Consider the following 24,825-nt stretch of genomic DNA (forward strand, 5'->3'; position numbering starts at 1 on the left):
GCTGTACATCGCTTCAAATGTAAATTTGCAGGAGGTAGCATGGAATTTACAACTTTTGAATCAATAAAGATCGGTCTTGCTTCGCCTGAGCAGATCAGAAGCTGGTCTCACGGCGCAGTTGAAAGACCCGAGACTATAAATTACAGAACTCAGAAGCCCGAGCGCGACGGCCTTTTCTGTGAAAGGATCTTCGGACCTACAAAGGACTGGGAGTGTCACTGCGGAAAGTTCAAGAAGATACGCTTCAAGGGCAAGATATGTGACCGCTGCGGAGTTGAGGTCACAAGAGCAAGAGTAAGAAGAGAGAGAATGGGCCACATCGAGCTGGCTGCTCCCGTTTCCCATATCTGGTACTTCAAGGGCACACCTTCCAGAATAGGTCAGGTGCTTGAGGTATCCCAGAAGAGACTGGAAGAGGTCCTCTACTTCACAAAATATATCGTAACAGACCCCGGCAACACTGAGCTCCTCAAGAAGCAGCTCCTCTCCGAGAAGGAGTACCTGTCATACCTTGAAAAGTACGGCGACGACTTCAAGGCTGAGATGGGCGCTGAGGCTATCAGAAAACTCCTTAACGAGTACGATCCCGCAAGATACGATACCCACAAGCAGAGACTCATCGAAATGGGCAAGGTATCCCTCGGCGGCAAGAAGATCGAGTGCTTCAACAAGCCCACAGAGTGCGAGTGCGAGGAGTGCCAGAAGTTCAGAGAGCTGGAGGACATCGACTGGAGAAACAACCTTGAGATCGTTGCTGACGACCTGAAGGCTGAGCTGGTGGGACTTCCCAGCGGTCAGAAGAAGGTAAAGCTCCTCAAGAGACTCCAGATCATCGAGGCATTCCGCCTCTCGGGAAATAAGCCCGAGTGGATGATACTCAGCGTTGTTCCCGTAATTCCCCCCGACATCCGTCCTATGATCATGCTGGACGGCGGACGTTACGCAACTTCCGATCTTAACGATCTCTACAGAAGAGTTATCAACAGAAACAATCGTCTCAAGAGAATGCTTGAGCTTGACGCTCCCGACATCATCGTGAGAAACGAGAAGCGTATGCTTCAGGAAGCTGTTGACGCTCTCATAGACAACGGCAGACACGGCAGACCTGTTACAGGTCCCAGCAACCGTGCCCTCAAGTCACTTTCCGATATGCTCAAGGGTAAGCAGGGACGTTTCCGTCAGAACCTTCTCGGTAAGCGTGTTGACTACTCCGGACGTTCGGTTATCGTCGTAGGACCTGAGCTGAAGATGTACCAGTGCGGTCTTCCTAAGGAGATGGCTCTGGAGCTGTTCAAGCCCTTCGTACTCAAGAGACTTGTTGACAAGAAGGCCATCGCCAATATCAAGAGCGCAAGAAAGCTCATCGACCGTGCCGACAATAAGGTCTGGGACGCTCTCGAGGACGTTATCAAGGATCACCCCGTTATGCTGAACCGTGCTCCTACGCTCCACCGTCTGGGTATCCAGGCATTCGAGCCTATTCTGGTCGAGGGTCGTGCTATCAAGCTCCACCCCCTGGTATGCTCTGCGTTCAACGCTGACTTCGACGGTGACCAGATGGCTGTACACCTTCCTCTTTCAGCAGAGGCTCAGGCTGAGGCAAGATTCCTCATGCTGGCTGCCAACAACCTGCTGAAGCCTTCTGACGGTAAGCCTGTTGCTGTTCCTTCACAGGATATGGTACTCGGTTCTTACTATCTGACAATGGATAAGCCCGGCGAACCCGGCGAGGGCAAGGTATTCCGCGACGTCAACGAGGCTCTCATGGCTTACAACGAGCACGATGTATCCCTCCACGCCAATATCAAGGTAAAGATCACCAAGGACATCGGCGACAAGAAGGTCTCAAAGATCATCGACGCTACTGTGGGAAGACTCATCTTCAACGAGAATATCCCCCAGAACCTGGGCTATGTTGACAGAACAAACTCCGACAAGCAGTTCGACCTTGAGGTCGCATTCCTGGTCGGCAAGAAGCAGCTCTCCGACATCATCGAGCGCTGCATAAAGATCCACGGCACAACTACTACCTCCGAAGTTCTTGACCGTATCAAGGCTCTCGGATACAAATATTCAACAAGAGCAGCTCTTACCGTTGCAGTCTGCGACGCTACAATACCTCCTCAGAAGAAGGAGATACTGGCTCACGCTGACGAGGAAGTTGCTCAGATCACTGCGGAGTATGAGTACGGCTACATCTCCGAGCAGGAAAAGACCAAGAAGATCATCGCTCTCTGGACAGATACCACTGATGAGGTTACCAAGAAGCTGAAGGAGAACTTCGACAGATACAATCCTATCTGGATGATGGCTGACTCCGGTGCCCGTGGTTCTATCTCACAGATCAGACAGCTTGCAGGTATGCGTGGACTTATCGCCAATACCTCAGGTACCGTTATCGAGATCCCGATCAGAGCTAACTACCGTGAAGGTCTTAACATCCTGGAGTACTTCATCGCATCCCGTGGTGCGAGAAAGGGACTTGCCGATACTGCTCTCCGTACCGCTGACTCGGGTTACCTTACCCGTCGTCTCGTTGACGTTTCTCAGGACGTTATCATCCGTGAGGACGACTGCGGAACAACAGAGGGTATCGAGGTATTCGAGATCAAGAACGGCAACGAAGTGGTTGAGCCCTTCGACGAGCGTCTCGTGGGCAGATTCCTCGCTGAGGACCTCCGCGACGAGTCGGGCGAGCTCATCGTTTCACGCAATAAGCTCATCAATGACGCAGACGCAAAGAAGATCCTCGACGCAGGCGTTGAGAGGATCAAGATACGCTCCGTCCTCACCTGTAAGTCAAGAACAGGCGTATGCGCTAAGTGCTACGGTGCAAACCTGGCATTCAACAATATCGTTTCCGTGGGTGAAGCTGTCGGCGTAATCGCTGCACAGTCCATCGGTGAGCCCGGTACACAGCTTACCATGAGAACCTTCCATACCGGCGGTGTTGCTTCTGCCGACGCAGAAGACATCACACAGGGTCTTCCCCGTGTTGAGGAACTTTTCGAGAGCAGACGTCCCAAGGGCGCAGCTATCCTTTCAAGGATCTCGGGTAAGATCCACATTGAGGAAGTAAAGACCACAAGAAATATCATCGTTACCAACGACGAGACAGGCGAGGCTGAGAACTACATGATCCCCTATAACCTCAAGATCAGAGTTCAGGAGAACGAGCAGATCGAAAAGGGAACCCGTCTCACAGAAGGTAACGTCTATCCCGCTGATATACTCAATATCCTCGGTACTCAGGCTGTTCAGAACTACATCATCAATGAAGTTCAGAAGGTTTACCGTTTACAGGGTGTTGACATCAACGATAAGCACATCGAGGTAATCGTTCGTCAGATGCTCAGAAAGGTCAAGGTCGAGGAATCGGGCAGCAGCTATCTCCTTCCCGGTACTCTTGTTGACAGCAAGAAGATCGACGAGATCAATGAGGGGCTCCAGAAGCGTATCGATGCAGGCGAGTACGATGTACAGCTGGTTCAGATCAGCCCCGTGCTCCAGGGTATCACAAAGGCTTCATCCAATTCGGACAGCTTTATGTCAGCCGCTTCATTCCAGGAGACCACAAAGGCTCTTACAGACGCCGCTATCAGCGGTAAGCAGGACAGCCTCCTTGGTCTTAAGGAGAACGTTATCATCGGTAAGCTCATACCCGCAGGTACAGGTATGGAGTGCTACAGAAACGTCGAGGTCGTTAAGAACGAGGGCTACGGCGAACACAACACAGCAGCTCCTATGGCAAATCAGATATAACGCTGAAAAGCTCCTGAGGGTAAGAAAGATACCTGTATAGAAGTTTTGCCCCTGAACGTATCAAGCGCTCAGGGGCATTGTATTTAAGTTAAGAGTTGAAAGTTGAGAGTTAATGTGTTCGCTCACGTTATTTAAATAATGTCGCCTTCGGCGACACCACATCTTTCAACTCTAAACTCTCAACTATAAACTTAATTATGAAAAATATACTCAGACTTATAGATAAAAAAGAATGTGAAAAACTCTGGGAAATGCAGGTGGAGGCATTCTCCGACCTTCTCGAAAAGTATCGGGACTACGATATAAGTCCCGCTAATGAGCCCATGAGCAGAGTCATGGAGCGGCTGGAGCAGCCCTTCACTTACTACTATTTTATAATGGACGGAGATACAGCTGTGGGTGCTGTAAGGGTGGTAGATATGAAGGACGGCAGTCCCAAGCGTATCTCTCCCATATTCATCATGAAGGAGCACCGCGGTAAAGGCTTCGCAAAGGCTGCCATAAGGGCAGTGGAGAAGCTCCACGGTACGGAAAACTGGTCTCTTGACACCATTTTGCAGGAGGAGGGCAACTGCCGCCTCTATGAGAAAATGGGCTACCGCAGAACAGGGGACACTCAGGTCATAAATGAAAGAATGACCCTTGTATTCTACGAAAAATAGCCTTATATAACTCGGCATATCCTGTCCCGCTGCTGCATATAATGCAGTGAGGTGAGATGTATGAGAAAGATCATTGCAGCTGCACTTGCGGCTGCTTTTGTTTTTGGGGGCTGTTCTGCGGAGCTGCCGCAGCAGTCTTCGGAAACTTCACAGCCCTGCGCGACTACTGCGGAAAATACTCAGGAGAGATACGTTCCCCTGAACTACAAAAATCAGGTGGGAATGTGGCTGCCATATGTGAGGTTTCCCGACTATATGCAGAGCCGCAGCGAGGAGCAGTTCCGGAAGGAGGTAGTTGAGATACTGGAGGACGCCGCCGCAGAAGGCGTGAATACGGTCTATTTTCACGCCCATCCCATGGGGGACGCATATTACAGGTCGGTTATTTTTCCAAAAGGAGAGTTTCTCGACGGCAGCTATGACCCCCTGGCGATAGTGGTGGATGAGGCGCATAAACGTGATATATCCGTTCATGCCTGGATAAATCCCCTGAGACTCCAGACCGATGAGCAGATGAGGGCGCTGCCCGAGGACTATATTATAAAGAAGTGGATAGCCGCTGGTGAGCCCTTCGTGAAGAATGTGAACGGCCGCTGGTATCTGGACCCCGCCTATCCCGAGACCCGTCAGCTCCTGACAGAAACCGCCGCGGAGATACTGGACGGATATAAGGTGGACGGGCTCCATATAGATGACTATTTCTATCCAACCGCGGATACGGACTTCGACAGCGAAGCCTTTGCAGAAAGCGGAGAGTCCGACCTTGCACAGTGGCGAATGGATAACGTCAGCAGCTTTGTGAAAGCCCTTTATGATACCGTGAAGAGCCGGGATGAAAGGCTGCTCTTCGGCATAAGTCCACAGGCAAATATCTCCGCGGACTACGACAGCCAGTTTGCCGACGTAAGGCGCTGGGCAGGGGAGCAGGGATTCTGTGATTATATAGTTCCCCAGATATATTTCGGCTTCAATAACGAGAACAGTCCCTTCCTTACAGTGCTTCAGCAGTGGGAGGACCTTGCACGTGACAGCGGGGTGTCTCTTGTGATAGGTCTGGCTCCGTATAAGCTGGGAAGAGAGGATAAGTGGGCAGGAAAGGCTGCGGAGCTGGAATGGATCAACGATCCCGACATCATTTCAAAGCAGATAGCCGCTGTGAAAGAGTCCTCCGCCGACGGCTATGCACTTTATTATTGAGTAATATTTCACTTTCTCTTGACAAGCTGCTCCCGATATGGTATAATACTTACTGTTCGGGGCATTAGCGCAGCTGGGAGCGCATCACACTGGCAGTGTGGGGGTCAGGGGTTCGAATCCCCTATGCTCCACCAAGCAAATATAGCTATAAATAGGCGTTTCTTCTATATGAGGGAACGCTTATTTATTTTAACTGAATAGCAAAGTGTCATTATTCTGTCATTACTACGGTAAAAAGAAGTTAAAGAAAATGAAAAGCGGAGACCTTTTAATCAAGGTACTCCGCTATTTTTTTATCCTGTTTTCTGTATGTTTTTCGGTTCTGCCTGCTCTGAGCTGTCTTTTTTGGAAATGAGCATATTCTGTAATACATTGGCGGCTGCTTCGTCAGCTTCAGCAAGACAATGCAGATATTGATTAGTAACTCTGAGATCGGCGTGACCTAATCGCCCCGATACTTGCTTAATGTTTACACCGCCTAGTCTTAGTATTCTATTTTACCAATTACAACACAACTATCAATGTTATTTTTTTATGGATAATATGAAAAGGTGTATTTTTCATTGGCTAAAATGCACCTTTTTTATTTTCTGCAAAAGTATAATATATTATGAGGAGGATCATAATGAGAAAAACTTTAGCTTTATGTGTAATAACAGTTTTTTCGTTATTTTCATGCAGTAACAGTCAGACTAAAAGTGGATTGAAAAATTCAGTCTCCCAAACAATTGCATCAGGAACAAATACTTCCGATACTTCAGAAAAAAATGATATTAAAAGCTCAAATGAGGATATAATCCTTACTATGCCTATAATGATAGATCATCCATTCTATTTCGATACAAGAGACCTTGTGCAGGAATTCAATGATGCTGATAACGGCTATAAGATAGTTTTAAAAGATTATGCTGAGGGACTGAATATGGAAAATATCTCGGAAAATACAGACTGGGATAATTATAATCTTGATCTGACCCTGGACATTATGAAGGGCGGAGAGCTTGACATAATACCTAACATTTTCACTGATCCCGGAAAATTCCATGCTTTCACTGAAAAGGGCGCTTTTGCTGACCTTAATCCATTCATCGATGACGATGAGAACTTAGACCGCAGTGAGCTTTTTGACGAAGTACTGCAAGCCTGTGAGATAAATGACGAATTAAGGTATATGCCTATAAGCTTTACTATTGATACTCTTGCCGGACCATCAAAGTATGTTGGTAACGAGAAAAACTGGACCTTTGAGGAAATGAAAGAGCGCTGGGAGAAAATGCCTGAAGGCTCGACCATTAACGGACACACAACAAAGGACTATGTTTATTATGCACTCCTTAGGGGTAATATAAGCAGTTTCATAGACTATGATAAGGCTGAATGTCATTTTGATTCAGATGAGTTCATAAATATACTTGATTTTTTGAATTCTTTTGAGGATCTCACAGGATTCAAACAGGAAATAAATGGCACAAGTGAGGAGTTTGTCAGTGAATTTATTATATCCGGGTTCATGCAGTATCATCAGATGTTCTGGAGGTATCCTGCTGAAGAGATCACTTTTGTCGGATATCCTTCTGATGATGGATGTGGTTCATTCTTTAACATCATGAATGATCAGGTGGCTGTCAGCGCAACTTCTTCTCCTGAAAAGCAAAAAGGCGCATGGGAGTTTATCCGTATGCTGGTATCCTATGAATGCCAGTATGGCAATGAATTTAGTGGTATGTTGGGGAATAATAGTGAATTTGCACTTCCGATAAATAAAAAAGCTTTTGAAGATATGGGCAGAGATCAGTATAGTCATGAAGACGAGAAAGATATAGACGAATTCACAGGTCAGGAGATTTCTGACATTTATCTTACCAAATCCGAATATCAAAAGCTTGCTGACTTTATACCGACTATAAAGAAGGTAAATATTGGTACGGAAAGAGATATCTACGAAATAATAAATGACGAGATATTTGCTTTTTTTGCAGGCGAAAAGACTTCAAAGGAAGTTGCCGAAAACATACAAAACAGAGTTGAGCTTCTTTTAAATGAGAAAATTTGATATGCCATATTTGTTTATTTTTATGCCCTCAAAAAGTAAATTAAGGAGTAAGAAAATGAAAAAAACAATACATCTACTAACTACTTTATTATCAGCAGGACTTATAAGTGCATCTCTTATTGGCAGTATTTCTTCATCAGCATATATTACGCCTGGTAGTGACGATTGTTGGAACGCTGGAAACAGTTATGGTACTTCTCGTTGTTTAAAGAAAAATACTGATTCATCTATATGGGTTTTTAATAATTCATATTATAATTCATATGGTGCTTACATAAGTATCTATGGAAACAATGATGGACGAGCATATACACAGTTTTCAGTTAATAAATGCTCACAGTATTGGGAGACTTTAACCACAACCGATCTTTACTTTGAGCCTCGCACATCATATTTTGTAAGAAATTATGTAAAAGAAAATCAATATAAATATGCAGTAATAAAAATTACTCCAGAAGGCACAGGTGCATACGGTTCATGGAAAGCTGATCTTTATGGTAATGAAGCATCAGGATGCCCAAATATTAACTAAATTAATCACAAATAGTATCTAATTAACTACACTTGAGGGCATTAAAATGAACATTGTAAGAAAAGAAGTACATAACTCTCTACATAATATCTATTTTATAATTCCATGCGTTTTAGGGATAATTCTTTCATTAATATATTCATTTAAAGTAATAGATCTATATTTAGAGTATCGAAAACATATAAGCTTTGATGAAATACTGACTCAAAATACGCTTGCACCGACTTTTAATGCATATATGTTATGGATAGGAGGACCAAGATTAGAAAATGATAAATCAACTGTAATATTTTTCTGGTATATTATTTTTGCATCTGTTATACCTTATACTTGGTCATACTGTGCCGAAAGAAAGCAGGGCAAGGTTAATAAAAGAATTATTCATGATAAGATACCAAATAAGTTAAGTAAGTATATTGCTGTGTTTGTTTCTTCAGGGCTTTTAGCTGCAATTCCTTTGTTAGTAAATCTAATATCTGTTTTACTGTTTGTTCCCGCAACAAAACCTGATCCGGTTTATAACGTTTATTATCGTGAATTTTCGTCAAGCTTTTTTGGTGAATTATATTATTCAGTACCGTTATTATACGAATTATTATACATATTTTCTTTCTTTGTTTTTTGCGGATTAGTCGGATGTGTTGGATATTCGATTTCATTGATAATAAAAAATGCGGTAATTGGAATATCATTTCCTGTGATTTTAATACTTGCTATCCATTTTTTGAAAAATAAAGTATACTTCACGTATAAACATATTTCGCCTCTTGAATATATGAATGTTGCTGATAATTTGAACGTGGATAGTTACAGGCTGTGATCTGTTACATGATGCTGTGCCGTCCGTAATTGCTCCCGTTTTCACCTGGCGTAACGCATATAGCTGCATTTCAGGAAACAAAGCTGTTCAGTCAAGAGAAGGCTATGCAAATTTTTTCATTAAACCATTGCCTGTAAAAACATTCAATACAATTCGCAAGAATAGCAGGTTATGAAAGGGCTTTATTTGTATCCCCACAAGGAATATGATCGTTTTTTCCTTTGCAGCCTGTCAAGAAGCTGTCAATTATTGCGTTTCATAAAACCAATATTGCTCATTATGCTGTAAAAGATTGACATTTGCTCCGCTTAAGTATATAATATATATAATATGATGGCGGGAGATAACTTTTGTAAATTTATCTCCAATGAAAATGCCAACCGCTTATTGAACATAAACGTGATCCATTATCAAAGGAGTGATAAGACATGAAATTGAATGACATCAAAAAAACTGTTGCCGGATTTGCGGCTGCCATCGTCAGCTTATCTGCTATGCCGTTTTTATCCCTTGATTCAAACGGCGCAAGCAGGACATATACTCTCGACGGTGGAGGTCAGTTCAAGGGCACAGGTCCCGGCGGTTACTACAACTATGAGATCTGGGCTTCGGATAGCGCACGGACCTCATCAATGACCCTCGGCAGAAACGGCGCCTTTACCACAGAGTGGAACTGTTCAGAGCAGCAGGGCGACTTCTTGGCCTGCCGCGGTATTGATCTGAACAGCACAAAGAAGTACAAGTCATACCGTCAGTTGGGCTGTGAATTCGATGTTGACTGGACAGTAAGTGAAAATGGCAACGCCCGCCTGTGTGTCTACGGCTGGACACAGGATCCTCTTGTAGAATACTACATAGTCGAGGACTGGAAAAACTGGTGTCCTCCCGGAACAGACTCCCCTGTAGGGAAATTTACTACTGACGGAAGCGTCTACAGCATCTACAAGGTGATCCGCAACTCATACACCATCGAGGGTTACAAGCCCTACACACAGTACTGGAGTGTCCGCCAAACTACCAGGACAAGCGGTACTGTCGACATTTCCAAACATTTCGATGCATGGGAGAAACTGGGCCTCCAGACGGGTAATTTATATGATGTAAGTCTCAACGTTGAAGCCTGGGAAAGCTCGGGCAGAGCAGATGTCAAGAAAAACATAATGACTATCGGCTATCCCATTTATGAGACGTATGATGAGGACGAGGAAACGGATACAACAACTCCTGTAGTAACAACTCCCGTTACTCCGGGAAAGCCTGATGTAAACGGAAATTACTTCAAAAGTTCATTTGAGAACGGCATCGGCATCTGGTCATCAAGAGGAGATGATGTTGTATCTGTTTCTTCAGATGTAAGCTATGACGGCAGCAAGTCTTTAGCAGTAAAAGATAGAAGCATAGAGTGGAACGGCGCAGCTGCGGAGCTTGACCCGGAGATATTCATTCCCGGCGAGACATACAGCTTCAGCATCGGTGTTTTCCAGAAGTCGGGCAAGACCTTTCCCATTCAGCTTGGGCTCCAGCAGGGCGACGGCGATGATGTAAAGTACACAACTATCGCCGGTGAAGACGTAAAGAGCGGTGAGTGGACAAAGCTTGAGAATACCTCCTTCACTATCCCAGAAAAATCAGGAACTATGGTGCTTTACGTTGATACTCCCCAGGATTCGGGTGCTCTCTCGGATTTCTATATCGATGTTGCTCAGGGCTCTGTGGAAGGCACAAAATCTCCTGTTGTAACAGGTCAGGGCAATGTGGGCTCAGAGACCGCCTCCGTTGTAACTACCCCCAAAGCAGGCTCCTCTGGGCTTTCCAGGAACAGTGAGATAAAGATCATGCCCGTGGGAGACTCTATCACCAACGGTGACGGCGAACAGGGCGGATACAGAAAATATCTCTATAAAGAGCTTACGGAAATGGGCTATACCAAGATAGACATGGTCGGTCCTAACGGCAAAAACAGCGCTTCTGCAAACGGTATCACCTATGATGACAATCACGCCGGATTCAGCGGCTATCAGATCAAGGAGGTTCCCGGCTGGGGACAGCAGCAGGGCGGCAGAGGCAGCTTATACAACGAGCTTAAAGACAACGATGCTGTCAAGAAGGCTCAGCCCGATATCATACTTCTCATGATCGGCACAAATGATCTGACCGCTAACCGTTCAATGGACGCTTGTGCATCGGATCTCCGTGCAGTTCTGGATTATATGCTGGCAGATATGCCAGCCGACTCCGTCATTTTCCTGGCATCTGTTCCCGAGCATACAGCCTACGGCGGAAATCCCGCTGAGATTGCAAACTACAACAGTACAGTAAAAAGTGTTGCCGATGAGTATTCAGCCAAGGGCAAAAATGTCAGGTTCGCAGATGTTCACGGCTGTCTTGACGGTATGAATGATATCGGCAGTGATCAGCTTCACCCCAACGGAAAAGGCTATGAAAAGATAGGAAAGTTCTTTGCAGGAGTCATAGATGAATATGTATCATCAAGCGCTCCCGAAACAACAACCACCACTACCACCACCACTACCACCACAACAACAAATACTACCACTACAGTCACAACGACAACTACCGTTCCCAAGCTCACGGTCAGCAAGCTGGGAGACGTCAACTGTGACGATACAGTTGAGCTGGCTGATGCTATACTGATAATGCAGTCTCTGGCTAATCCGGATAAGTACGGCAAGGGCGGTTCAGATACCAATTCTCTTACAGAGCAGGGCTCGGTCAACGGAGACGTTGACAAGGACGTAGCCGGCATTACATCCGGTGATGCCCTGAAAATACAGGAATACCTTATAAAGAAGATCCAAAGCTTATAATTTACCATTGCACAGGTCGGGACAATTATGTTCCGGCCTGTGCTTTTTGCCGAAATGCGAAAATGGCTGTATTTCGCGGTATTTTACGAATTCGCTTTTAGCAGCTTCAAGTGGTTTTTTGCAGCTTTGGGGTACAAATATGTGGTTGGAACAGCTCTATTCTGCGTCAAAAACTGAATATAACTGCTCAAAATAAGTGGTCATATCCCGACGGAGCTTCATTTGTTTATTTTTCATTAAAAGCTAACTTGATATAATAATAGCTTATTCCGAAGTATACAACATCCACCAGCAATCAATAAGCATTAATAACATCAAAATACTTACAAGCAGTATTACGTAATACCACCATTTCTTTTTTTATATCGATGTTTTCTTTATTACTGAACGTACACTATTGCATTTTATTTTCCTTTGTGATATAATACCATTATATCAAAACAAAAAACATCTAACCAAATCGAAGATGTGCCCCCTCCGGGAAATCCGGCAATGATACTCCGGCGGCGATATATCACAGCCCGGGGAGTTTATCGCTGTCAAATGCGGTGGAACGCGTCAGGACAGAGATTTTGAGGTCGTATTTTCAATTTGAGAAAGGACAAGGTTTATGAGGAAAAAGGTCGCTGCTTTTACGACAGCTATAATTACCTGCTTCGGTACAGGAGGCAGTTTGTACGCGGGAACGCAGGAATCAGGCAGTTCTCTTATCACTGCGGCTGCTGAGTATGAACCAGCCATATCCGGCGATTATGTGAATGCTCCGTTGTTTGATGATACCAGAGTACATACTGTCAATATCATAATTACGGACGAGGAGTGGAAGAAGATCGACGAAGCCAACTCCGAGAGCAAGGAATATGCGGAATGTGATGTTGAGATCGACGGAGAGCTTTTCAAAAACGTTGCGCTGAAAGCCAAGGGACATTCTTCACTTAGCTTTGCAAGGGGCAGAAAAGACCATACCAGCGGACGTGTCGGCCTGCGCATAAACTTCAGCAAGAATGACGAGAATACAACCTATCACGGACTTGATAAGCTGTCGCTCAACAATTTCGCGGCAGATGTTACCTGCATGAAGGACTATATCGCATATAAGATGATGAACGATATGGGCGTTAAATCACCGCTTTCCAGCTATACCGTCGTGCAGAAAAACGGTGAGGATTTTGCACTGTACCTGGCGGTGGAGGACGTTGACAAGAGCTTTGCGTTCAGAAATTACGGTGACGCAGAGGTTGACCTTTACAAGCCTGAATCAGAAGCAGCGGCAAAGCAGTCTGACTTTGAAGCGGTGCTGCAGGTGTTCTCTGGCAACAAATATGCCGATCTCGACAAGACCGACCGTGTAGAGCCCTGGACCGAGATCTCTGCAAAGATGCATCCCGAGGAGCTGAAGGACGCAGCCTGCTGCCGCTGGATAGACGACAAGCCTGCTTCCTATCAGAATATATGGGATTCCGATGAACTGGAATGTACAGATGAGGACAAGGCGGTCATGATAGACTGTCTTGACAAGCTGAACAACGGTACAGAGAAGGAAAGTCTATCAGTTCTTGACACTGATCAGCTCATGAGGTACTGGGCTGTTCACAGCTTTATGAACAACTATGACAGCATCGTGGGCAAGGCACGCGCCTGGAACTTCTATCTTTGTGAGAACAACGGTGTTCTTTCCTATATACCGTGGGATTACAATGAATCCTTCGGCGGAATGGACACAAGAGTGGTCATAAGGGACGTTTTCGGAGATATTGCTCTCGACACATCGACTACCGGTCTTGACAATGTCATGCCCGCTGAAAAAGACCTTATCAATATGCCTATCGATAATCCGAACCGTGTCGGAGGAACCGAGCTGCTGCCTATGCTGCACAAATGGATAAGCAATGAGGAATATCTGAAGCAGTACCATGAGATATGCAAGGAGCTTACAGACCTTGAGGAGCAGTATAAGGAACTGACCTCTCAGGCGGAGAGCATTATAACTCCTTATGTGAAGAAGGGGCTTACATTCTATACCGAGGAGCAGTTTGATGATGCCATGAAAAACATGGATCTGTATATGAAGTATCGTTTTGAGTCATACAGGAAACAGGTAAGCGGTGAAACTCCCTCTACATGGGAGGGACAGAAGGAACATCCTGATACGCTCATAGAGCCCGAGGGACTTGAGCTTTACAAAATGGCTTCCGCGACCAATATCATAGGCTGTCCTCAATCACAGGTGCTGAATCCCCTGATAAAAGCCTATCTCGGCAAAGACCCCGACAGGAGCGCCGGGCATTTTGCCAAGCTTATCCTTACCTATTTCAGAAACCCTGTTTCAATGTTCGACAAGGTGCCGATTCTGATACAGTATCCCTCCTGCCGTAAAGATGCGGTGAAGATCATGCACCGCAAATACGGAACTGCAAGTATGTTTACTGTACAGGGCGGACCTCCTGCCGGTGTACAGGGCGGACCTCCGGCTGAGGCAGTTCCCGAAACAGCGGCTGATGCTCAGCAAGCAATAAATCCGGATGCTGAATAAGGAGGTAAGAACAATGAATAAAAAAATAAGTATCGGCGTTGCGGCATTAATGATAGCGATCAGCGCATACGGCTGCTCGGACTCCAAAAAGAATAGCGTTCCAACTAAAGATATACCTGCTGTGACCGAGACTGCCGAAATCACTACGGAAAACAACGTCCCTCCGCAGGAAGGTCCGCCGGAGGTGGAATTCGATCTTGATGCTGAATATGATGAATCCAAATACCTTCATTATGTGGATATGCCCGAATGCACACCCACAGACGCAGCTGAAGCGGACTTCATTGGATTATGGCAAGCCGATGTCATGGCAAAGGACAACATCGCCTATGACAGCATCTGCGGTGTTCCTGTGTCTGCGACAGGTCATCTTGTGATAGCCGAGGAAGGCAGCGGAAACTTCGTAAACATTGACCCCGTTGTCATAAGCGATGGACCTCAGGGCGGTGCTCCACAGGCTGCGGACGCAGCAGGTCAGAGCGGTTCCCGGACTGATGAGACTGAGCTTCCTATGACATATACCTTTGAAAACGGTGTCCTGAACGCCGCTGTAACTATTCCTGTGGGACCTCCCAAGAGTGTGCAGGCAGCCGGCGGCGCAAGTGAAGCCGCCGCAGTGCAGGGGCCTCCTCCAAAGCAAATGCTGCTGCAAATGACAGATGATGGAAGGATACTTGTTCAGTCTGCGGAAGAAGACGGAACAATTACCTCTGCATACTACAAGAAGGTCGATTCCTTCGAGGAGTTTGACTGGAGCTCTGTTCATTTTGACTTTGCTTCGGCATACGAAAAATAAAGATGTCAGAAACGCACCGTTAAGTACGGCTGTATTGTTTCGGATATATATGTAATAAAACAGCTCTGAGAGTTTTGCGCTCCCGGAGCTGTTTCCTGATGTTCCGTAGAAACACGGATATAACATATTTGGTCATATTATTGTATCCTTTCTGATGTAAAAATATTTTTCTTTCTGTTGATATGTGATTGACTTATTGGCGGTGATGATGTATAATTACTGATAGTGGTGGGCAGGAACCTGATTTGCCTGCTAAAATAAAAATCATCTGAGGAAGTATCTTATGAAAAATGTTTTTGATACACTCCGCCATATTTTTGCCACGGTTAATGTAACCCATATCGTATGGTGTGCGGCTGTACTGCTCACTATGCTGATCCTTGCGGTACTTCATCACATATGGAAGGATGACTTGAAGAAGCTGCAATTATGGCGGCTGTTTTGTCTTGTGCCGCTGGTGATTTGCGGTGTTCATGCTTTCATATATGTTGTCGGCGCACCGATAATATTTCTCGGCGGGTTCTTTGTGATGTATATCATCGCAGTGCTTGCCCTGATACCCATGCTGTTTGCAAAGCGCAGGATAGGCTACCGTATAACCGCTGTGCTGACGGGCATTTTGTCCTGCCTTTGCGGTTTTTATTTCAGTGCGGTCTCGCCAAATATTTTCAATCATTCAAGGGAAAGCTATACCGAGTCTTTTCATTCACTTGTGATGGATATGGACGAACACTATGTCCTGAAAGAGTGGAAAGAAGTCGATTTTTCGGCACTTGAAGAAAAGTATATGCCTATGGTCAAGCAAGCCGAAAAGGAAAAAAGTCCCGGGAAGTTTGCTGATGCCGTAATGATGTTCTGCTCTGAAATGCATGACGGACATATCGGGGTCGAAGCCGATTTTGATGACGAGGATTACAAGTCGGTCATTACTCCTCACGATTACGGCTTTGCTACAGTTAAGCTGGACAGCGGCGAGGTCATAGCCGTATGCGCCGATGAAACAGCAAACGCCCTCGGCATAGAGGACGGAACTGTTATCACAAAATGGAACGGCAAGCCCGTTTTGCAGGCAGCCGAGGAAGATGTTCCGGATCTCGGTACACCCGTAAAGACTAATGAGGAAATGATCAATGTGATGAACCTTGACCTTGCGGGCGGCGATACGCTTGAAGTGTCTTTCATAGACAAAAACGGCAGTGAGCATACGGTCACTGTGTCCGACAAGGGCGGCGTGAAAACAAAGATGGAGGCAATGGCTGCTTTCAAAGGTCTTGAACTGCCGATCGATTATGATAAACTGCTGGAGGAAAACTTCAGCACCAAAATGCTCGATGATAAGTGTGGTTATCTCAAAGTGACAGCGGAAACAATGGGGTCATCATTTCAGGACTATGTCGGCTATCTGACAGGTGATCAGAAGTATGCAAGGGATATGTTCCGTGAAAAGCTGAATTATCTGAGAACACAGGGAATGGAATATCTTGTTATTGACCTGCGTAACAATGAGGGCGGCTTTGACGAAATAGCCATAGCGCTGTGTGATCTGCTGACGGACAATGACTGGTACGGTCAGGGACTGGGAATACGAAAAGATGGAAAGTACATCTGCGTATCCGATCACAAAATACACGGAACGGGCGAATTTACAAAACTTAAAGTAGTTGCACTGACCAATTATGAATGTTGCAGTGCAGGTGACGGCTTGTCGCTGTATCTTTCAAAGCTGCCGAATGTTACAGTCGCAGGTATTACCGATCCGTGCGGCTGCAATCAGGAAACGGGAGGTATAAGTGCTTTGTCAGGCGGCATTGTGACAGTTTATTATCCAACAGGTCTGGTCCTGAACGAAAACGGCGAGCCTAACATCGACACCGGATCAGACCGTGAAAGCCGCAACCCTGTTGAAGTACATATCCCATTCGATCACGACGCAGCGATGAAGATATTCCATGACAACCAGGATTATGAACTGGATTGGGCTGTAAAGTATATTGAAGATAATGCAGAATGAGTATTTATTACTGATATTTCATATATTTTTGTAATCATAACCGCCTGCACTTCCTCGGCGTAGGTGTTCGCTATTTCATCAGCGACTTCCTCTACGCTCTTACGAAAAAAACTGAATACAGTCGCTCAAAATAAGTGGTCATATCCCGACGGAGCTCCTTTTGTATATTTTGCATTAAAAGCAAAACTCAATATACGAACTGTAATTTGTAGTGTAGCTCTGGTGCGTTTTTTTCACTGCTTCATATGGCGAAATCACCGAAATATAAGGCTATGATGCTTGGTTCAGCCGGCGGAAGATAATGCTTGATTTTGTATCGGATGTATTGTATAATTGAAAAAGCGAGCGAGGTGAGAACGTTGAGATATACTCTTATGCATAAGAATATAGCGGTTGCTGACATTGATATCGATGAAACACTTGGTGGAATATCAAAAATCAGGGGTATCATATCTGAAGAGCATCTTCCTGTGGGAGTTGTTCCTATGCAGCACCAAAATGAGACTATTGACAGGTTTGTATTCAATCAGTGGTGGACTGGACGTTCTATACCGGCGAGCAGAATGGGACTATCAGATATGCTTGATACACTTGGTATCGCAAGCTCTAATCTGCTCCTCACCAAATGTCTCGGACTCAGCTTATCGGATCAGTACTGGATAAGGCCGTATGAAAGCAATATGTTGTGGGAAGACGTAAACTTCTTTGATAACGATTTTTCAGATGATATCGGCGACCTTTTGTTCGGTACAAACGGTAAAAACTCAGGTTTCGATTTAAGTTCACCGGATAATACGTCAGACGGTAATCTGAAAAAACGCTGGAAGATCATTGACGGCAAACGTTGTCTTTTGAAATCAGGCTCAAATCCATATAGTCAGCAGACCTTCAATGAAGTAATTGCTTCAAAGATAATGGAAAGACTCGGGATAGATCATGTGCCATATTCGGTAACGTGGATAAACGATGAGCCGTACAGTGTGTGCGAGGATTTTGTAACGAAGGATACTGAACTCATCAGTGCATGGAGAGTACTCCAATTGAGAACAAAAGCAAATCATGAAAGTGAATACCTTCACTACGTTAATATCTGTCGGGAACTCGGGATAGATATAGTTTCTTCCCTTGACAAGATGATAGTTCTCGACTATATCATAGCAAACGAGGACAGGCACTTCAATAACTTCGGACTTCTGCGAGATGCTAACACCCTTGAATTGATTGGTGCTGCTCCCATATTTGACAGCGGAACGTCACTCTGGTATGATAGGTTAACTTCACGAATACCAATCAATGGCGTTAATTGTAAGCCGTTCAAAAAAACACACGGCGAACAGTTAAAACTTGTATCCTCCCTTGAATGGTTCGAGGCTTCAAAGCTTGACGGCATCGAAGATGAGATACTTGAAGTGTTCAGCGATGATAAGGCGGCTCAGTATATTGATACCGAACGTGCGAAGACTATATCTGCCGAGGTAAGAAACAGGATAGAAGTCGTTGAAAGCATGGCGATGAGTCATACACAAAGCTATGATCTCTCCTCCACCGAGGGCGATGTCGAAGAAGATGTAGCTGAGAGCTACGGAATGAAAATGGAATAAGGCAAAAAGGAGACCGTCAAAAATATGATGTGCCCCCAAAAAGTTAGACTATGTAAGCGTAGCAGTTAATTAGCTGCTACGCTGTTTTTATGCATGCAAGAGACTGAGCCTGTATTGTACGGGACTCATCCACCCTGGTTCCTCTTTGATTCTGTGCTCATTGTAATACTTTATGTATCGTTCTATTGCAGATTTCAGTTCTTCATAGCTATAATATACTACGCCATAATATATTTCTTGCTTAAGTTATGTATTATAAAATAAAACTGAGCCAGATAAAGGAGACTGTTCCTGATGAATTCTATCAATTTCTGATGAAACTTGATAGTCCTAAAGAGATCGTTAAGGCTCTGAGACTGTATCTTGATACAGGAACGAAATTATTGAAATACCTGGCATATGCAGATTTTTATGATAGACACCATAAAACAGCTGCGTGAGAAGTACGGCAGGCTCGACGGAACTGTCCTTTACAGTGACCGTGGCTGCCAGTATACAAGCTATGCCTTTCGCAGGGAGCTTGTAACAAACGGATTTATCCAGAGCCTCAGCGGTACTGCTCACTGCTATGACAACGCCCGTATGGAGAGTTTTTTTGCCACACTTAAAAAAGAAAAGCTGTATCAGATGCCTACATACAGAATGAAACGTGAAGAGGTCAAAACTGTTATCTTCAGATACATCTTCGGCTACTACAATACGCAAAGGATCAACAGCTTTAATGCAGGCGATCTCCCACCTGTGGCACTAAGAACTTCAACTGGATTGGCTCATCACGCCGCCTGACTCCTGTCTATCCAAGATTTTGGGTATTCTCTGACTGCACATTTCTTGATAATTCCAATATTATATCACATCTCACAGGCTGAAATCAACGTATTTGCGTGAAATGACATTTTTTGCGTGAAATGTAATTCTGCGGCAGGGGAGAGCGCACTGGCCTGGTGTGGGGCATGCAATAAATATAGCTCCTTGACAAGATAAAGAGGTGATGAAAGAAGAAAGTGCAGAGCTAAAAATGGCAAAAAATTCACCGCAGAGAAACAAACTCTGCGGAGCGATTTAATTGTTAAATAAAAAAAATAAGTGGTTGACAGTTTTTTGTCAAAAAAGCGAGCCCACAAACGCCTATTTTAAGCCATTTGTGAGCCCTGATTTTGAGACGAGGGAAATTGAAAAAGCAGAAGCACTTTCAGTGATTTTTGCTAAATTGCGAAAATGGCTGTATTTCGCGGTATTTTACAATTTTGCTTTTAGCATCTTCAAGTGCTTTTTGGCAGCTTTTGGTACAAATAAGTGGTAAACAAGTGGTTGGAATGGCTCTATTCTACGTCAAAAACTGAATATAGTTGCTCAAAATAAGTGGTCATATCCCGACGGAGCTTCATTTGTTTATTTTTCATTATAAGCGAACTCAATACCATAAAATAGGCAAATAGTATCTCGGAGTCAAATCGTTTACAAGGAAGTTGTAATCGCTGTTTGAACTTATGCGAAAGTGGTAGGAATGGGTGACGCTTGCGGAAAACTACTATATATAGCCGATTGCAAAACGGCAAGGCTTCAAATCTAACACTAATAGTTCAGATTTGAAGCCTTTTGCATAATTAATCAGCGATCTTTTTGGCAATTCCAAGGTCAATTGAAAAAACGGAGTCCATACATTCTACTGTTGCTTGAAAAAGTTCCGTTCCCCATAAAGTGACAGTAATATCTCCAATGTAATACTTGAATATATTTTCATTTGTCTCTTTTACTATAAAAGGTTCCTTGCCGAAAATCTCGGTCATCTCATCAAGTGTAGTTCCCTTCCGGAGCATAGAGAGCTTTTTTACAAGAGTATTTGTATTCATCGGTTCAATCACACCATCAGATTCAAGGACGTTTTCATCTATTGCTTGTATTTTAGCATCCTCTGTAGAATTAATACCCGTTGACATAATTTCACCTTCTGAATTTTTTTCTCCGCATCCACACATTGAGAAAATGAATGTACAAAGAATAATTAATGATATACACTTTTTCAAAAAAATCACCTTGTTCCTTATTACCAGATAGAATTTCTATATATTCTGAATGAAGTGACATAATTATTATAGATACCTCTGTTTGCCGTGCTTGGATTGTAGATCTTATTACCGGAATTATCATAGTCTCTTACAGTATCATAACCAGGTTTATGTGACCATCTTCCGTTAGAATCTTTTCTGTACCAGTGATAATCAATAAAATAACCATAAGAATTATATCCGGTAGCAAGAGCAATGTCATAACCTGAACCATATACAGGACCGGCATACCACCAGTTCCAAGCACTGAGATATTTACCTGACTGATAATTAAGCTGCTGACTCATTTTGTTCAGATCAGCATACAGGGCATTAATAATGCTATCTTCCCATGTGCTTTCAGGACGTAAATCATAAGTGGTACCTGAAATCTGACCTGGCTGTAATTTGTTATTAAATCCATTAGCATACATATTTAGAGCGTAAGCATAGCAATTAGCCTTATAGAGTCTATTATTGTTCCATGTAGAAGGAGTGTAGGAAACGCTCTTCTCAAACGAACCTGAAACCTTATAGCTGCTATTGTATTTAAAGACATTTCCGTTCTGATCTTCAAACATTACAGGATTATTGTTGCAGTAAGTAAAGAGGTTATAGCTTATAGCAGAACCATTAATACCTAAATAATCAACTGAATCTGCATTTACAAAACGACGTACAACAGGATCATAGTATCTTGCGTTAAGATAGTAAAAACCTGTTTCCTCATCATAGAAATAACTTCTGTATCGGAAGGGATTAAGATTTGCAATATTTTCGTCGCCGCTTACTGATACTATATTTCCGAAAGCATCATAGCCGTATGTGCAGATAAGCTCGCCTGTGCTGTTAAAAATACGCTCAACATCATTCTGACTGTTCTTTTCAAAATAATATGCCTCGCCGTCGATCTCCATACCGATAACTGAAGCATTTTCATCATACATGAACCAAACGGTCTCATCATTTGTCTTTGAATTGATCAGCTTGCCATCTTCATAGTTGAAGAATGTCTCAACACCGTTAACATTCTTTGATGAACGAATGCCATCGAAATCGTAGGTATAGCTGATAACATCGTCACCCTTTGTTACAGTTGCGATTTTCTTCTGTGCCCACCACTCAAATGTCATGCCATCACGATATTCGATAGGATTTCCGGCGCCGTCATAGGTTATTACCTGACCGTTGAACTCTGTAAGCAGATCATTCCATGATCTATCACCATATCCGAAAGAAGTCTGGCTTACAGCATCACCAAGGGCGCTCTCTGTAAAGTCATATTCAGTTACAGAAATAATGTTTCCGAAATTGTCATAGTCATAGATATAAGTTATACCTGCAGTAGCATTGTTTTCGCGTATAAGCTGATTGAAGTCATCATACTCATAAGAGCTTCTTACTTCTGCATTCTCTTCTACTAAAGCAAGGTTGGCATTCATATCATAACTATAATCAAGGACCTTGCCGTCCTGATAAGAAATGTCTCTTGTGCCGTACTCGTTGATATTCCAGTTTGCGGAAAGGATATTTTCATCGTTAACAAGGATATTCTTTATTAGATTCTCATTTCCGGTCTTCTCAGTAACATAATTGCTATTACCAGTGATAAGAGAAATATCTACGCTGTAATTGCTACCGAATAAATCACCGTTCAGATTAGCTGACTGATTCTTTACTGTATCTCCATCGGAATACGTTGTCTCATATGTGTTTTCACTATTGTTGTACTCATAGCCGAAGCCATTGCTTGAGAAGAACGATTTGAGAATAACTTCATTGTCTACTGTCTCATAGTTATAGCGGATAGTGACATTATTTACGAGATCCTCATAAGAATCAACTGAACCATTAGCGCTGTAATTTACAGCAAATGCCTCTTCGCCGTCAACTGTGATTCCTACAAGGTTATTGTTCTCATCGTAGCTGTACTCGGTTTCAACATCACCTGCGCTATCTGCAGCAACGATATTGTTGTCAAAATCAGTATGGAAAAGAACGTTTCCGTTAATAGAGACATCTGTTAAATCCGAATTATTGTTATAAGTATACTCATACTTATTTCCGTTATGTGTAACAGAACTGAGGAGATCACCGTCATATGTATATGTATTGACAACAGTGGTGTCATTGGTATCCGTAACCATTGCAGTGCAGTGCTTTTCGCTGTCAAAAATCCCAATCACCTGTTTGTCACCGACAGACATCTTCTTTACAGAATCTGTAAGCCAGTTATAGACTGTTTCGCACTTTTCGCCGTTCTCATTGATATAATGCTTTACATAGTCAAATTCGCCAATAACAACAGGAATTTCTTCATTTACAGACGTTGCAGCAGCGTCATCAGCCTCAAGAGGGGAAGCGTCGTTTTTATCAGGAATTCCGTCAAAATCGCTGTCCTTGATGAAAGGATTTGAACCGATAGCCATTTCCTCAGCATTTGTCAGTCCATCGTTGTCGAAATCAGAATCTGAATCAAATTTAAGAGGATCTGTACCAAGAGTTATGATCTCATAATCATCATTAAAGCCGTCCTTGTCAGTATCCTTCGCCTCGATATCTGTCCCTAAAAGCACTTCATAACCATCAGGGATACCATCCTCGTCAGTATCCAGAACTACCTCTGTGACTTCGTTTTCATTTTTACTGAAGGAATGGATAGGACTCTTAATCTCGTTGCCAAACTTATCTGTTATAACGATCATGAAATCGGCAGTATTGTTAAAAAGGTCTACATCAAAACGAACAAGGTTCTCTGTTGTTTCGGTAACCTTGACAAACTCACCGTTGTCATATCTTGCGTAACCTGCCTTAAGACGGGTATCATCAAGATTTGTAGCAAGTGTTATCTTATTATTTTCGCTATTGTAGTAAGCAACTGCATTAAGCATTTCATCATTTCTTAAGAATTCAAGCTGCTCAAAAAGGTCTTCAACTTCTCTTGTGGAGTTGACAACAGCCTTATCTGAAGAAACAACGATCTTTTTTGCAATGATTTTACCGTTTACAGTTGTATTATGGCTGTTGATATAAACAGTACCGTTTGGTGCATAAATAATTCCGTTGAAGATTACATCAGCAGCATTAATAAGAACATTTCCGTTTTTGGAATAGATAACAGTATTTTGTTGGCTTCTGATAGTGCCAGAATTGAACTGAATGTTCTTTTCCGCAACTATCATATCGCTTGCAATAATCTCATTTGATCCAATGCAATAATTTGTTGAGCTGTAAACTCCGTTAACTTCAACGGTGCCTCCACCGAGATTTTTTTGAACCGCAACTTCAGTAGCATCGGGAATTGATGCCATTATTCCGTTGCTGAGATCTGATATTTCTGTTGTTTCTACAGATTTGCCATTGACACTGGCGTTTTTTACGTTTAATTTGATCTCGTTTGCTTGAAGCACGCATTCACTAGAAGCAGCATTGACAATAGGGGTGCATAAACTGCAGTAAGGAGCCGCCACAGATGAAAGTAAGGCAGCAGCCACTGAAGCAATCATTAGATTTTTTGTTTTTTTCTTCATTTTTTTCAATCCTTTTAGAGTTGTTTTGTTTGTGAAATTAATTGAACCATTGTAGTTAATATATTATAAATCACATATATGCCGGCGAATGTGTTTTATAGCTTGTAAATTGTTATTTTGGGTTTTATAAAACAAGGATTGGTTACATGGAATATAATACCATAGAAAAGGAACAATGTCAAGAGGAGAACATGAAAACTTTCTGAAGAAATCTGAAGCACTTTTGTAATGTGTGTTATTTCAATTAATTGCCTGTATTACGTTATTTCGGAGCAGTTCATTTAAATCCGGTTTTGCTGATTTTGGGAGCTTTTTTTGTCACACTAAGTAACAAATAAGAAACCAAAATTCTGGAATTTTCAAGAAATGTGCAGTCAGAGAATAATCAAAATCTGTAATAGACAGGTATTAGTAGACATGGTGAGACAGCCCGGTTGAAGATCTTAGTGACA

The 24,825-nt window shown here is 43.4% G+C and carries 15 protein-coding genes and 1 tRNA gene; 13 read left to right on the plus strand and 3 right to left on the minus strand.

The features are described from left to right. Positions 1 to 39 precede the first annotated feature (39 nt). The 12 genes from rpoC to T488_RS0105135 all read left to right on the plus strand — a co-directional run bounded on the left by rpoC (position 40) and on the right by T488_RS0105135 (position 18,795). The gene (gene rpoC / locus T488_RS0105085; protein WP_028519870.1) at positions 40 to 3,762 is read left to right on the plus strand and encodes a DNA-directed RNA polymerase subunit beta'; all 3,723 of its coding nucleotides are present in this window, start codon (positions 40 to 42) and stop codon (positions 3,760 to 3,762) included. Positions 3,763 to 3,959: 197 nt separating this feature from the next. Continuing rightward, a complete protein-coding gene (locus tag T488_RS0105090; RefSeq protein ID WP_028519871.1) occupies positions 3,960 to 4,424 on the plus strand; it encodes a GNAT family N-acetyltransferase in 465 nt (154 codons plus the stop codon). A gap of 60 nt (positions 4,425 to 4,484) precedes the next feature. Then, the gene (locus T488_RS17005; RefSeq protein ID WP_051536299.1) at positions 4,485 to 5,621 is read left to right on the plus strand and encodes a glycoside hydrolase family 10 protein; all 1,137 of its coding nucleotides are present in this window, start codon (positions 4,485 to 4,487) and stop codon (positions 5,619 to 5,621) included. A 58-nt stretch (positions 5,622 to 5,679) separates the two neighbouring features. Continuing rightward, positions 5,680 to 5,755: transfer RNA gene (locus tag T488_RS0105100), tRNA-Ala, on the plus strand. Positions 5,756 to 6,246: 491 nt separating this feature from the next. Next, positions 6,247 to 7,674: an ABC transporter substrate-binding protein gene (locus tag T488_RS0105105; RefSeq protein WP_196243271.1), complete on the plus strand. Its 1,428-nt coding sequence runs from the start codon at positions 6,247 to 6,249 to the stop codon at positions 7,672 to 7,674. Positions 7,675 to 7,729: 55 nt separating this feature from the next. Beyond that, positions 7,730 to 8,206 (plus strand): hypothetical protein, encoded by a 477-nt coding sequence (locus T488_RS19530; RefSeq protein WP_155267161.1) that lies wholly within the window; start codon positions 7,730 to 7,732, stop codon positions 8,204 to 8,206. A gap of 46 nt (positions 8,207 to 8,252) precedes the next feature. Next, entirely contained in the window at positions 8,253 to 9,026 is a 774-nt protein-coding gene (locus T488_RS19535) for a hypothetical protein (protein WP_155267162.1), read from the plus strand. A gap of 428 nt (positions 9,027 to 9,454) precedes the next feature. Then, positions 9,455 to 11,854 carry a glycoside hydrolase family 11 protein gene (locus tag T488_RS18615; RefSeq protein ID WP_051536300.1) on the plus strand — a complete coding sequence of 800 codons (2,400 nt, stop codon included), beginning with the start codon at positions 9,455 to 9,457 and terminating at the stop codon, positions 11,852 to 11,854. A 673-nt stretch (positions 11,855 to 12,527) separates the two neighbouring features. Next, positions 12,528 to 14,387, plus strand: a complete 1,860-nt coding sequence (locus T488_RS0105120) for a CotH kinase family protein (RefSeq protein ID WP_196243272.1) — start codon at positions 12,528 to 12,530, stop codon at positions 14,385 to 14,387. A gap of 13 nt (positions 14,388 to 14,400) precedes the next feature. Continuing rightward, positions 14,401 to 15,183 (plus strand): hypothetical protein, encoded by a 783-nt coding sequence (locus T488_RS0105125; RefSeq protein ID WP_028519875.1) that lies wholly within the window; start codon positions 14,401 to 14,403, stop codon positions 15,181 to 15,183. A 283-nt stretch (positions 15,184 to 15,466) separates the two neighbouring features. Further along, entirely contained in the window at positions 15,467 to 17,194 is a 1,728-nt protein-coding gene (locus tag T488_RS0105130; protein ID WP_028519876.1) for a S41 family peptidase, read from the plus strand. A gap of 563 nt (positions 17,195 to 17,757) precedes the next feature. Beyond that, positions 17,758 to 18,795, plus strand: coding sequence for a HipA domain-containing protein (locus T488_RS0105135; RefSeq protein WP_242838301.1), 1,038 nt, complete (start codon positions 17,758 to 17,760; stop codon positions 18,793 to 18,795). Positions 18,796 to 18,882: 87 nt separating this feature from the next. Here the strand turns inward: T488_RS0105135 and T488_RS20325 are convergent, their stop codons facing one another. After that, entirely contained in the window at positions 18,883 to 19,029 is a 147-nt protein-coding gene (locus T488_RS20325; protein ID WP_082320441.1) for an IS3 family transposase, read from the minus strand. A 165-nt stretch (positions 19,030 to 19,194) separates the two neighbouring features. Between T488_RS20325 and T488_RS17015 the strand changes: the two genes are divergently transcribed. After that, complete coding sequence (locus tag T488_RS17015; protein WP_051536316.1) at positions 19,195 to 19,581, plus strand: IS3 family transposase; 387 nt, start codon at positions 19,195 to 19,197, stop codon at positions 19,579 to 19,581. Positions 19,582 to 20,402: 821 nt separating this feature from the next. On the opposite strand, the gene T488_RS0105150 is transcribed toward T488_RS17015, so the two are convergent. Together T488_RS0105150 and T488_RS0105155 are read right to left on the minus strand one after the other, a co-directional pair. After that, entirely contained in the window at positions 20,403 to 20,735 is a 333-nt protein-coding gene (locus T488_RS0105150; RefSeq protein WP_028519879.1) for a hypothetical protein, read from the minus strand. A 107-nt stretch (positions 20,736 to 20,842) separates the two neighbouring features. Continuing rightward, on the minus strand, positions 20,843 to 24,025 hold the full coding sequence (locus T488_RS0105155) for an RHS repeat domain-containing protein (protein ID WP_196243273.1): 3,183 nt from the start codon (positions 24,023 to 24,025) through the stop codon (positions 20,843 to 20,845). Positions 24,026 to 24,825 lie beyond the last annotated feature (800 nt).

It is taken from the genome of Ruminococcus flavefaciens ND2009, from assembly GCF_000621785.1.
Taxonomy (GTDB): Bacteria; Bacillota; Clostridia; order Oscillospirales; family Ruminococcaceae; genus Ruminococcus; species Ruminococcus flavefaciens_C.